The sequence below is a fragment of the Acetobacter lovaniensis genome (assembly GCF_014207635.1).
GTDB lineage: Bacteria > Pseudomonadota > Alphaproteobacteria > Acetobacterales > Acetobacteraceae > Acetobacter > Acetobacter lovaniensis.
In genome coordinates, this window is record NZ_JACHIE010000012.1 from 50,013 (window position 1) to 61,033 (window position 11,021).

Consider the following 11,021-nt stretch of genomic DNA (forward strand, 5'->3'; position numbering starts at 1 on the left):
CCCACGGCCTCGTGCCTCGTGCCCTCCATAGGGCATGTACTGGCGCAGCCCTTTTCCCCTTTGTTTTTGTCATTTCACAGGATGGAGTTTGCCATCATGCCCATGCTTCCCATCAGTCTGCCCCCCGTATGGGATGTGCCCGTGGCGGCAGGGGTGCCTGCCCTTCTGGGCCAGTCGGTTAAGGCAGGGGTTTCGGCCTCGGCCTCCACAGCCGTGGCAACCATGCTGAATGCCGCTGTTCTGGCGCAGGCCGAGCGGCAATGGGGTGTTTTTACGCCCGATAACAGACCGGTCCTGACATCGGGGCATGTGCGCGCGCTGGATGTGCAGAGCCAGTGCCGCATTGCCACTGCCCCGCTGGAGAACGGGTCCTTCCTATCCTACAACAAGGTGCGCATGCCCGGCCAGTATGGGGTGGAAATGCTGTGCGACGGGTCCAGCATGGAACTGGGGAGTGCGAGTGTGCTGGGGGACCTGCTCAGCACACTGGGTATGCCCGCCCTTTCTGGCGGGTTGCAGGCGCGTGCGCTGTTTGTGGCGGCACTGGATGCGCTGGTGGCCGACCTTGGCCTTTACCACATTGTTATGCCCGAGGCGGTTTACGCCAATGTCAACGTAACCGGCTACCGGATCCGGCGAGATGTGCATGCAGGGGTGAGCATGCTGGTGGCCGAACTGGTTGTGCAGGAGGTGCGGCTGGGGGCCAGCGCAACATATGCGGGCACCGCCACCCCGCAGGGGCAGGCTGTGCGGAACGGAGGGCACGTGCAGGCCCTTACCTCCAACATGAGCGTGGCGGGGTTTTTGTAATGGCGGTTGTTATTCCCCTGAGCGCGGTTGCCTATCAGAGCCTGCGTGTGCCGCTTTCGGGGCAGGCATGCAGGCTGGATGTGCAGCAGCGCAGCACTGGCCTGTACGCCGCCCTGTGGGTGGATGACAGCCCCGTCCTGGCAGGCGTGCTGTGCCAGGACCGCACATGGCTTGTGCGCCAAAGTGCCACCACCTTGCCCGGAGACCTGGCCTTTGCAGATACGCAGGGCACGCAGGACCCCGATTACACCGGCCTTGGCAGCCGTTTTGTGCTTGTTTACGCGGAGGACGCCAATGACTGAGACCGCACAGGACAGCACGGTAGCCGCCGGGGGTACGCTGGGGGTGCAGGGGGGTACACAGCCAGCCGCCTTGGCCAACCGGCAGGTGGACGTGGTGTTCACTCTGGCGCAGGACGGGTTTGGCCCCGGCGGGGCAGAAACAATAACTCTGAGCGGCTATTGCGTGCACTGCCAGATCATGAGCACAGGGCTGGAAAGCGGGATGACCTGCGCCTTGCGGGTGGAAGGGCTGGCGCAGCCTCTGCTTAACCGCCTTTCGCTCATGCAGGCGGGTATGGCGGCGCAAACGCGTAATACGGTGACCATTATGGCGGGGAACAGTGCCGCGCAGGGCAGCCTGCCGGTTGTGTTTTCTGGCGGCGTGGTCGAGGCTTTTGTGGATTACGCCAACAGCCCCGATGTAACGTTTGAGGTCCGTGCCCTCTCAGGCGCATTGCCAGCGGCCGTGCCGGTGACCTCAACGTCGTTTGGGGGGGATGTGCCGGTTGCTACGGTCATGCAGGCGCTGGCCAGCAAGGCGGGGCTGGGTTTTGCCAATTATGGCGTGCAGATCCTGCTGCGCGGAGGGGTGTACTACAAGGGGTCCATAGCCGAGCAGGTGGATAGCTGTGCGCGCGCGGCCCGTATTTCCTACCAGATCGGGGTGGGGGTGCTGGCCATCTGGCCTGCGGGCATGGAGGCGGATGGGCCGGTGCACCCTGTTAGCGTGGCGACCGGGCTGGTGGGTTACCCGAGTTACAGCCAGTATGGTGTGGCGTTCCAGACCGTGTTCAACCCCGACATCCGGTTCAGGGATACGGTCAGCCTGCAAACCGGAACCGCCACGCAGGCCACGGCAGGGGGTGCTGCGGGATTTGCCTCCACACAGGCCGGGTCTGCGCAGGCCAGCCAGATGCGCACCGGTGGCAGTCCGCTGCCCACAGGCGGGTTATGGGTTGTGCAGAACGTGCATCATGACCTGCAAACCGAACGGCCCGATGGGTCATGGTTCACAACAGTAGAGGCGGCAAGGCCAGACTTTGCCGGACAGGCATTTGCAAGATAAACTGGTAGGCTCCCTGCGGGCCGAGGATGGGGCCAGTGCGTTTAACGCCACCAATGCGGCCATTCGGCGGGTGCTGGCCATGCTGGGAGCTACGGCTCTTGTGCAGGTAAGGGCCGTGCGCGGAACAGGGCTGGAGCCGGTGGGCATGGTGGATGTGCAACCCATGGTCCACCAGCAGGACGGGGCAGGCCGCACCACGCCGCACGGGCTGATTCACAACGTGCCCTACCTGCGCCTGCAAGGGGGCCGACGCGCGCTGATCTGTGACCCGGTGGTGGGGGATATCGGGGCCATTATTGTCTGCGGGCGGGATATTGCCAGCGTAAAAAGCACCCGCCAGCCAGCAGCCCCCGGCTCCTACCGCCAGCATGATTATGCAGACTCCCTGTATATTGGCGGGTTTTTAAATGCTCCCCCGCAGGAATACGCCGGTTGGGTTGGGGAGGACTTTGTGCTGAATACCACAGGCCGCTTTGTGGTGAATGCCAGCCAATGCCAGATCAACTGTGCAGTACAGGTGCAGGGTGGGTTGAGTGCGCAGGGGGATGTGCAGGCCGGGCAGATCAGCCTGCAAAACCATACCCATGCAGGCGTGCAGCCCGGAGCGGGCAAAACAGGTGCCCCGCAATAAGGCGCATGTCCGTGCAACAGACACTGTTTTTTGTAACATACCGCCCCAATGGGCGGTTTTTTTTATTGGGGCGTCATGAACACGCTGCTGCTTGACCGGACCACATGGGACCTGCTGCCCGATGCCAGCGGCAATATGGCCGTGGCATCGGGCTCTTATGCCGTATGCCAGAATGTTGCTTCTGCCATCAGGGTTTTTATGGGTGAATGTTACTACAACACCGCAACCGGACTGCCCTACCGCCAGCATATTCTGGCTCACACGCAGGCTGCGCCTGTGTTTCGGATGCAGGCGGAACAGGCAGCCAGTGCCGTGGCCGGTGTGGCCGCCGCCCGGTGTGTGCTGACCGGCATTGCCGCCAACCGCCAGTTATCTGGCTATGTTCTTGTATCCACCACTTCGGGAGATGTGCAGCATGTCGGGTTCTAACACCGTGGGGACCACCGCCGTACCCGCCCCAACCATGACCGATGCGGGGTTTGTGGCTCCGGCAGAAAGCGATATTCTGGTCGGTATTCTTGATGATATGAACGCAGCTTTTGGCAATGTGCTCAATACCGACCTGTCCACCCCGCAGGGCCAGCTTGCCATGTCCCTTACCGCCATTGTGGGCGATGCGTATGACCAGATGCTTGCCCTGTTCAATGGTGTGGACCCCGCGCGGGCAGCAGGGCGTATGCAGGACGCCATTGGCAACCTGTATTTCATGACCCGCAAACCCGCCACGGCTACGGTGGTCACCTGCCAGTGCTCGGGTGCGGCAGGTACTGTTGTGCCACAGGGGACACTGGTGCAGGACGGGAGTGGTAACACCTATGCAGCCGATGGCGCCATAACGCTGGATGCCACGGGGTATGGGGTGGGCACGTTTTCGTGCACGGTTACGGGGGCGGTGGAATGCCCGCCGCTGAGCCTGGGCGTGTACCAGTCTGTTGTGGGGCTGACCAGTGTGAGCAACGCCGCGGCAGGGGTAGCCGGGCAGGCGGTGGAAGGGCGGCAGGCGTTTGAACTGCGCCGCCAGCAGACCGTAGCACGCAATGCCATGGGGCCGCTGGATGCGCTGGCGGGGGAGGTATTGTCCACCCCCGGTGTGACCGATGCCTATGTGAGCGAGAACAGCACGGCAAACCCTGTGACCACAGGCGGGGTAACGCTGCCCCCGCACAGCCTGTATGTGTGTGTCAATGGCGGGCTGGATACGGATGTGGCTCTGGCCATCATGCGTAAAAAAACACCCGGCTGCGCAAGTGTGGGCACAAGCAGTGTGGTTGTGACGGACCCCAATGCAGCCTATGCCAAACATCCACAATATACCGTGCAGTTTACCCGCGCGCAGGCAACACCTGTTTATGTGGCGGTGGTGCTGGCGGGTGGGGTTGCTGTACCGTCTACGGCGGTGGCGGATGTGCAGGCCGCTCTTGTGGCGGGGTTTGAAGGGGCCACGGGCACGCAGCGTGTGCCCATTGGTGGCACGGTTTACGCCAGCAATTTTTATTCCAGCGTTAGCGAGGTGGGGGACTGGGTTAAAATTGTCGGCATAACCGTGGGTCTTGCCGCCCAGCCAGCCGCCTCCACCGTGCAGGTCAATATTGATCAGATCCCTGTTGTTTCAGCCGCAACAATTACTGTGCAGGTGCTCTGATGGAGGGCGTGCAGCAGACTTTTTTATCCCAGTATGCCAATGCGCCGCGTATGCAGGCACTGGTTGCAGGCTGGAACCAGATGCTCGACCCCGCAGCCCTGATTGACCAGTGGTACAGTCAGGTCTGGAACCTGCACACCGCACAGGGGTACGGGCTGGACGTATGGGGCCGCATTGTCGGGGTTTCCCGCGTGTTAAGCCTTTCTGCCCAGTCTTACCTCGGGTTTTATGAAGCCTCGGACCTGACGGAGGAAGGGTTTGCCAATGCACCATGGTACCGGGGGGTGGAGGCAACAAGCAATTACCGTCTGTCTGACGATGGTTACCGCCAGTTGATATACGCCCGTGCGCTGGCCAATATTTCCGGCGGGTCGGTGTTCGAGATCAACCAGATTCTGACAACGCTTTTTGCCGGGCAGGGCGACGCCTATGTGCGCGACAATAACGACATGAGCATGACCTACGTGTTCAGCTTTGTGCCGACTGCCGTGCAGGTCAGCATCATCCAGAACAGTGGCGTGTTGCCCCGGCCTGCGGGTGTTTCCGTATCCTACCAGATTCAGAGCAATTGATCATGAAAAGCACAGATGACCGCAAGCTGTTTGGCACACCCATAGGGGCGGCAGCCGTTGCGGGCAATATTGCGGTTATTCCGCAAACACAGGCTACGGCGGGCGATGGCACGGCCTCGGTCGCACTTGGCTTCCCGCCTGAGACGTTTATTGCCCGCGCGGCCGGGGGCGAACCACCCCGTGGGCAGGATATGAACGGCCTGCTCAACCTGCTCTCCAGCGCCATGCAGGTGGTGCAGGCAGGCTGGGTCGGGGCGTTTGATGCAGGCTTTGCCCAGTCCATCGGGGGGTACCCCGCCGGGGCCATTGTGGCGGGGGTCGTGCCCGGCGCATTCTGGGTCAGCACGGCGGAGGCCAATGTTTCCACCCCCGGCGCAACGGGTGCGCCGTGGCAGTCCCTGTTTAACGGGCTGGCCACGCAGGCTGCCCTGACCTCCGAGGCGCAGCAGCGTGGCAGTGCCGACCAGATGCTGAATGGGGCGATCACGGGTGAAGCCGCCGCGCGCGTTGCGGCGCAGTATGTTCCGTCTGTTCCGGGAACAGGCCAGACACGCATTACGTCCCTTGTGGAAAATTCGGACGGGCGCGCGGTGTTCGGAGATGGGACAAATAGCCCCATTATGGCGAACCTTGCCGATCTGCCCATGTCTGATCCTACCCTGAAGGTTCAGGCGTTTACGGCATATGTCAAGTTTTCATCAGGGACGACCAGCATAACATTTCCCAAGGCTTTTAAGCCGGGAACGGTACCAACTGTCATGATCGCATCAACACAGGAACAGTCTCAGAAATGGTCTTTCCTTGGTATTCTCATACTGCCTGACGGAACTCTGGCTGTCAGTAATACGGGGCTCAGTATTTACGGGGTGGGCTGGGGTGGCGGCAGTAATCTTGTCGATCTGCTGGAAAACAATTTTATTCCTGTCATAGCGGTGGGGGAATTCTGATGAGCGTTCTTGATGATCTGAAAGCGGCTTATCCGGCACGCTATTATGCAGATTTTGAGTCTCCGTGCGGCTGGTACGACATGTGGGCCTATTCCTCCACAGATGGTCTGCCCGCGGCCAGCGCCCTGTTTGCCTTGACGGCGGAGCAGTGGGCGGCAAAGGGTGGCAATACCGGCACAACAAGCATGTATGTAGAGAATGGCAGACTGGTCGATTATACGCCGCCTGTTGTTGTCGTGCCGCTGAAAACACAGGCGGCCTCGGCAATGGTGTGGATACAGCAGCAGGCCAATCTGGCCTCTGCCATGGGGCAGGTCTTTACGGCGGATATGAAGGCGTATGTAACGGCAATCGCCGCCATAGCCAGCGGCGCGGATACCACCAGTACGGCATTACCCGCCCAGCCTGCGGATGTGATGGCGGCCAGCAGCCCTGCGTCCTGAGCCGAGCCAGAGCACCCCGCAGACCCGCCGCCCTTTGAGGCGGTTTTTTTATGTCCGGATGGAACAGATGACTGAAACACAGTGCGCAGGACCCTGCGCGGCTGATGATGACCTGCGCGTAATCGTGGACAGCCACGCCCGCCGCCTTGATGGGCTGGAGGACGATGTGGATACACTCAAGTCCGGCCAGAGCGCCATGATGGAGCGGCTGATTTCCATCGAAGCGCAGGGGCAGGAGCGCGAACGCAACCGGGCGGCTCAGGCGCAGGACATGCGCAATGCCCTGACCAGCCTGACCCAGCAACTGGCAGAGCAGACCGGTGCGCAGAAACGGCAGAACCAGCTGGCCGAGGACAGCCTGCACAGGTGGAGAAAACTTGCGGTTATAGCGGGTCTTTTGTGTACGGTTGGCGCAGCCGTGGGGTCCACGCTGCTCTCCGATCAGGAAGTGGCCAGCACCATATGGGTGCACTGGCTGCACCTGCGCGAGCCGTGGGACATGCCGGTGCAGGGGGCATCCCATGCCGGGCCTTGATCTGGCACAGTTCAAGGCGCTGCTGGTAAGCCCGGTGCTGGGGCAACTGGAACTGGGGGGGAATGCGGCAGTCAACCTGCTGACCGGCACGGCGCTGGTGGAGAGCGGGCTTGTATGGCTCAGGCAGAATGGTGGCGGTCCCGCTCTGGGCCTGTGGCAGATGGAGCCCGCAACACATGATGACATATGGCGGAATTTTTTGCGCTTCCGCCCTGACCTGACCAGCGCCCTGCGGCAGGTGGGGGGAGCCGGAGCAGGTGTGGGCAGTGCAGAACTGCTGGTGAGCAATCTGGCCTATGCCTGTGCCATGGCGCGTATTGCCTATGTGCGTGCCCCCGCCCAACTGCCTGTGGCAACGGATTCCGCAGGGTTAAGCGCGTATCATAAACAATTTTATAATACGCTGCTGGGTGCTGCGGATGCACAGCAGAATGCGGCCCTGTTTGCCCGCGCTATTGGCGCCTGAAAAAACTGCTCCGCACAGCCGCATGCACAGCAGATGGCCCTGTACAGCCCGGTATGGGGCATGGTTCCATACCGGGCTGGGGCGTGGAGCCAGCAGCGGTGTCTGCCCGTGCTGAATCGGCAGGTTGAAAAAGGGGAGGATGGAAGAGGAGGAAAAAGAGACTGCGGGGTCAAGCGGAATAAGAGAAAATAATAATAAGTTCACAAAAAAACAGTTATTTTTCATGTTGTTGTATGGGTCACCAGTTGTTAAGAATTTTCCGTCCTGACCTTGCGGGCTGGATTGAGGCAAAAAACATGACCTTGCGCTTATTGGAGGTGGACGTGCCCGCGTATTCCAACCAGCGCCCGATGCGCGATATTGCCAGCAGGGTGGAGCCCGTTCGCGCGACGGAGGCGGGATCGCACGTTCTGGCCATTTTTCAGGACAATGCCGAACTGGCGGGTATTCCCGTTGTCAATGAATGCAACCAGCCCATAGGCATTGTGCAGCGGCGGGACTTTTTTTTGCGTCTGGGCCAGCGCTTTGGGTACGAGGTGTACGCCAACCGCCCGATCTCCCTGCTTATGGAATGTGAACCCATACTGGTGGATGTGCATGAAAAAGTGGCCGACTTTGTTGCTACAATCCTGAATATCCGTTCACTCAACCAGATCAACGAATTCATCATAACCGAATGTGGCCAGTATTACGGGCTGGGTTCTGCACTCAGTCTTACGCGTTCCCTGCACGCACAGGCCATGGATACCATTAACGAGCTCAACAGGATTGCGGGCGAACTCCGGCAGGCCAACAAAACCATCATGCGCGATAAATCCTTTATTTCCGGTATAGTGGACAATATTCCCACCGCCATTCAGGTGCGGGATATCAGAACGGGTGACATCATTGTGCATAACAAGGCGGCGCAGGAATACGGCCTGCAAACCGCCGCCTCCTACGCGGGCATGCTCCTTGACGCCCCCCTGCAACTGGACGGCGAACTGGCAGAAGACCCGTTTTTGTACCAGCAGCCCAAAGCGGTGGAGGAAACACTGGTGGACCGCGAAGGCCGTGCGCGCGTGGTCTCCCGCCATGACCTGCTGATTGCGGATGATGACGGCAACATGCGCTGGAAGCTCTGCGTGGCTGACGATATTACCGAATACCGTGACGCCCAGCGCAGGATTGAGCGTCTTGCCCATTACGACAGCCTGACCGGCCTGCCCAACCGCTATTATCTGGGTATCCGTCTGAGCGAACTGTCGCAGGACCTGAACAACCCGTTCGTGCTGCTTTACATAGACCTCGACTACTTCAAATCCATCAACGACATGTATGGCCATAGCGGGGGGGATGAACTGCTGATCGCCGCTGCAAACCGGCTGAAGGCCTGCTGCCGCGAGGAGGATTTTGTTGCCCGTCTGGGGGGCGATGAGTTTGCGGTGATCTGGCAGCACTGCGGCCCGCTGGACGAGATTGAATCCCGGCTGGAGGAACTGGTGGCAAGCCTTGGTCGCCCCTACACCATTCAGGGGGCGGAGGCCAAGTCCGGGGCCAGTATCGGGGCTGCGGGTTTTCCGCTTCAGGCGGGGGATGTCACCACCTTGCTGCAATATGCGGATATGGCGCTCTACCGCGCCAAGGCTCTGGGCCGCTGCCAGCACAAGCTGTTTGATACAGCGCTGAGTTACGAAATTCTGGAACGGACCGAACTTGTTGCCGCCCTGCACCGGCTGGTGGCGGGTGAGGGGCTGTTACTGCACTACCAGCCCATTTACGGCATTCACGCGCGCAAGGTGCAGTCCTACGAGGCGCTGGCCCGCTGGAACCACCCCGAACGCGGGATGATCCCGCCAGATGTGTTCATCCGTCTGGCGGAGGAAACGGGGCTGATCCACCAGTTGGGCGAGCGGATCCTGCATCTGGCCTGTAGCGAGGCGCTGAACTGGCCGGAGCAGATCAATGTCTCGGTCAATGTTTCGCCCCTTCAGCTAAAAAACAGGAAATTCCCTGAAATCGTCAAAAATGTTCTGGATAAAACCGGCCTGAACGGTACCCGCCTTGAGGTGGAAATAACCGAAAGCGTGCTGATGGATGAATACGAGCATAAAAACGTTATTCTGAACGAACTCAAGGCACTTGGTTGCAGGATCAGTATGGATGATTTTGGAACAGGTTATTCTTCACTCAGCTATTTGTGGAAGTTCTCGTTCGACAAGATCAAAATTGACCGCAGCTTCATTCAGGCCCTGCCAGACCCCACCGCCAGGGAAATCATACAGGCCATTCTGGGCATTGCCAGCATTCGCGCCATGACAGTTACGGTAGAAGGGGTGGAAACCGCAGACCAGTTGCGCATGGTCAGCACCATGGGCTGTACGGAGGCGCAGGGCTACTATCTTGGCCGTCCGCAGCAGCATGTCCTTTCCGCCACACGGGATATGGAAACGGCTCTGGTGTGGGAGTAACCCGGACCGCCCCTCAGCCATGCCAGACCGCCCCAGAGGCAGGCCCATGCGCCCATTTTTCCATCATGTGTTCATGAGTGCCTGCTCCCATGGCGGGATGGGCGTGTAGCACTGGCTCAGGTAATCAATCATGGCGCGGATTTTAAGGGACATGCTGATACCCGGTGCGTAAACCGCGTGCAGGTCCGGCCCCGGTACGGGGGGCAGGTCGAGCGTGAGCGCGCGCAGGCGGCCTGTGCGGAGTTCCTCGCTCACCACAAAAACCGGCTGGTACACAATGCCTTCACCCGCCAGTGCCGCTTCACGCAGGACATCGCCATTATTGGCGCTGAGCGGGCCGGAAACAGGCACCGTTTTTTCCCCCTTTTCCCCAAAGCTCCAGCGGCTGGCGCTGTTGGTGCCGCTCAGCGTGTAGCCAAGGCACTGGTGCTGGCTGAGCTCCTCTACACGGCTGGGGGTGCCCGCACGCTCCAGATATGCAGGGGCTGCGCACACTACCATGCGAATGGTGGCCAGCCTGCGGCTGCGCAGGGTGCTGGACGGCATTTTGCGTATGCGCAGGGTCAGGTCCCAGCCTTCGTCTATCAGGTCCACGGTGCGGTCGTTCAGCCCCAGTTCAACACTGACATGCGGGTGCAGGCGGTTGAACTCGGGCAGGTAGGGTGCGACGTAGCGTATGGCAAAGGAGACAGGCGCATTCAGCCGCAGGTGGCCGCGGGCTTCGCGCCGCTGCTCGCTGACGGCAAGCTCCATGTCCTCCATGTCAGCCAGAATACGCTGGCTACCTTCCAGAAACAGGCGTCCTGCCTCGGTGAGCGAGAGGTGGCGTGTGCTGCGGCGGAACAGGGTTACACCCAGCCGGTCTTCCAGCGTGGTGACATGCTTGGTCACCATGGTGGGGGAGAGGGCAAGTGCCCGCGCCGCCGCACTAAAGCTGCCAAGCTGCACCACCTTAACGAAAACCTGCATACTGGTAAAACGGTCAAGCATGGGGCCGCTCCTGTGGTGGCGGGGCTGGGGGTGCTGGCCAAAACGTCCCTGTTGTTCTAGCAGCCCATGTTGGTTTTTGTCATGCTGGGGTAAATACCGGGCATGGGGCTGGCGCACGGAGTGCACTGCCCGCGCGTGCTAACAGGTGTGGGCCGGGCTGGCCGGTACCACAAGACACAGGCAGAGAA

Annotated in this window: 13 protein-coding genes; 12 read left to right on the forward strand and 1 reads right to left on the reverse strand. The window is 60.5% G+C overall.

Translation table 11 applies throughout. The annotated features are described in order from the left end of the window. Positions 1-96: 96 nt before the first annotated feature. From HNR55_RS12435 to HNR55_RS12490, 12 genes are all read left to right on the forward strand, one after another. On the forward strand, positions 97-810 hold the full coding sequence (locus HNR55_RS12435; protein WP_166115864.1) for a hypothetical protein: 714 nt from the start codon (positions 97-99) through the stop codon (positions 808-810). Then, complete coding sequence (locus tag HNR55_RS12440) at positions 810-1,112, forward strand: phage baseplate plug family protein (protein WP_166115866.1); 303 nt, start codon at positions 810-812, stop codon at positions 1,110-1,112. The genes HNR55_RS12435 and HNR55_RS12440 overlap by 1 nt, the downstream gene beginning before the upstream one ends. Next, positions 1,105-2,157, forward strand: a complete 1,053-nt coding sequence (locus HNR55_RS12445; protein WP_166115868.1) for a baseplate hub protein — start codon at positions 1,105-1,107, stop codon at positions 2,155-2,157. The genes HNR55_RS12440 and HNR55_RS12445 overlap by 8 nt, the downstream gene beginning before the upstream one ends. Continuing rightward, positions 2,147-2,788 carry a Gp138 family membrane-puncturing spike protein gene (locus HNR55_RS12450; RefSeq protein WP_242005585.1) on the forward strand — a complete coding sequence of 214 codons (642 nt, stop codon included), beginning with the start codon at positions 2,147-2,149 and terminating at the stop codon, positions 2,786-2,788. The genes HNR55_RS12445 and HNR55_RS12450 overlap by 11 nt, the downstream gene beginning before the upstream one ends. A gap of 75 nt (positions 2,789-2,863) precedes the next feature. Further along, positions 2,864-3,217, forward strand: coding sequence for a hypothetical protein (locus HNR55_RS12455; RefSeq protein ID WP_166115870.1), 354 nt, complete (start codon positions 2,864-2,866; stop codon positions 3,215-3,217). Next, positions 3,204-4,430 (forward strand): baseplate J/gp47 family protein, encoded by a 1,227-nt coding sequence (locus tag HNR55_RS12460; RefSeq protein WP_166115872.1) that lies wholly within the window; start codon positions 3,204-3,206, stop codon positions 4,428-4,430. The genes HNR55_RS12455 and HNR55_RS12460 overlap by 14 nt, the downstream gene beginning before the upstream one ends. Then, a complete protein-coding gene (locus HNR55_RS12465) occupies positions 4,430-5,002 on the forward strand; it encodes a DUF2612 domain-containing protein (protein ID WP_166115874.1) in 573 nt (190 codons plus the stop codon). Before HNR55_RS12460 ends, HNR55_RS12465 begins: the two co-directional genes overlap by 1 nt. Before the next feature lie 2 nt (positions 5,003-5,004). Continuing rightward, on the forward strand, positions 5,005-5,949 hold the full coding sequence (locus tag HNR55_RS12470) for a hypothetical protein (protein WP_166115876.1): 945 nt from the start codon (positions 5,005-5,007) through the stop codon (positions 5,947-5,949). After that, positions 5,949-6,392 (forward strand): hypothetical protein, encoded by a 444-nt coding sequence (locus tag HNR55_RS12475; RefSeq protein ID WP_166115878.1) that lies wholly within the window; start codon positions 5,949-5,951, stop codon positions 6,390-6,392. Before HNR55_RS12470 ends, HNR55_RS12475 begins: the two co-directional genes overlap by 1 nt. A 67-nt stretch (positions 6,393-6,459) precedes the next feature. Further along, complete coding sequence (locus HNR55_RS12480) at positions 6,460-6,927, forward strand: hypothetical protein (protein WP_166115880.1); 468 nt, start codon at positions 6,460-6,462, stop codon at positions 6,925-6,927. Next, entirely contained in the window at positions 6,914-7,393 is a 480-nt protein-coding gene (locus HNR55_RS12485; RefSeq protein WP_166115882.1) for a hypothetical protein, read from the forward strand. The genes HNR55_RS12480 and HNR55_RS12485 overlap by 14 nt, the downstream gene beginning before the upstream one ends. Positions 7,394-7,689: 296 nt before the next feature. Beyond that, positions 7,690-9,843, forward strand: coding sequence for a putative bifunctional diguanylate cyclase/phosphodiesterase (locus tag HNR55_RS12490; protein WP_166115884.1), 2,154 nt, complete (start codon positions 7,690-7,692; stop codon positions 9,841-9,843). A 63-nt stretch (positions 9,844-9,906) separates the two neighbouring features. Here HNR55_RS12490 and HNR55_RS12495 read toward each other — a convergent pair whose 3' ends face one another. Next, positions 9,907-10,833 (reverse strand): LysR substrate-binding domain-containing protein, encoded by a 927-nt coding sequence (locus HNR55_RS12495; protein ID WP_166115886.1) that lies wholly within the window; start codon positions 10,831-10,833, stop codon positions 9,907-9,909. Positions 10,834-11,021: the final 188 nt, after the last annotated feature.

Bases quoted from the DNA above. Each gene is read 5' to 3' on its own strand.
- HNR55_RS12440 (WP_166115866.1), top strand. From the start codon at position 810: ATGGCGGTTGTTATTCCCCTGAGCGCGGTTGCCTATCAGAGCCTGCGT.
- HNR55_RS12490 (WP_166115884.1), top strand. From the start codon at position 7,690: ATGACCTTGCGCTTATTGGAGGTGGACGTGCCCGCGTATTCCAACCAG.
- HNR55_RS12495 (WP_166115886.1), bottom strand. From the start codon at position 10,833: ATGCTTGACCGTTTTACCAGTATGCAGGTTTTCGTTAAGGTGGTGCAG.
- HNR55_RS12480 (WP_166115880.1), top strand. From the start codon at position 6,460: ATGACTGAAACACAGTGCGCAGGACCCTGCGCGGCTGATGATGACCTG.
- HNR55_RS12455 (WP_166115870.1), top strand. From the start codon at position 2,864: ATGAACACGCTGCTGCTTGACCGGACCACATGGGACCTGCTGCCCGAT.
- HNR55_RS12485 (WP_166115882.1), top strand. From the start codon at position 6,914: ATGCCGGGCCTTGATCTGGCACAGTTCAAGGCGCTGCTGGTAAGCCCG.
- HNR55_RS12435 (WP_166115864.1), top strand. From the start codon at position 97: ATGCCCATGCTTCCCATCAGTCTGCCCCCCGTATGGGATGTGCCCGTG.
- HNR55_RS12445 (WP_166115868.1), top strand. From the start codon at position 1,105: ATGACTGAGACCGCACAGGACAGCACGGTAGCCGCCGGGGGTACGCTG.
- HNR55_RS12460 (WP_166115872.1), top strand. From the start codon at position 3,204: ATGTCGGGTTCTAACACCGTGGGGACCACCGCCGTACCCGCCCCAACC.
- HNR55_RS12465 (WP_166115874.1), top strand. From the start codon at position 4,430: ATGGAGGGCGTGCAGCAGACTTTTTTATCCCAGTATGCCAATGCGCCG.
- HNR55_RS12475 (WP_166115878.1), top strand. From the start codon at position 5,949: ATGAGCGTTCTTGATGATCTGAAAGCGGCTTATCCGGCACGCTATTAT.
- HNR55_RS12470 (WP_166115876.1), top strand. From the start codon at position 5,005: ATGAAAAGCACAGATGACCGCAAGCTGTTTGGCACACCCATAGGGGCG.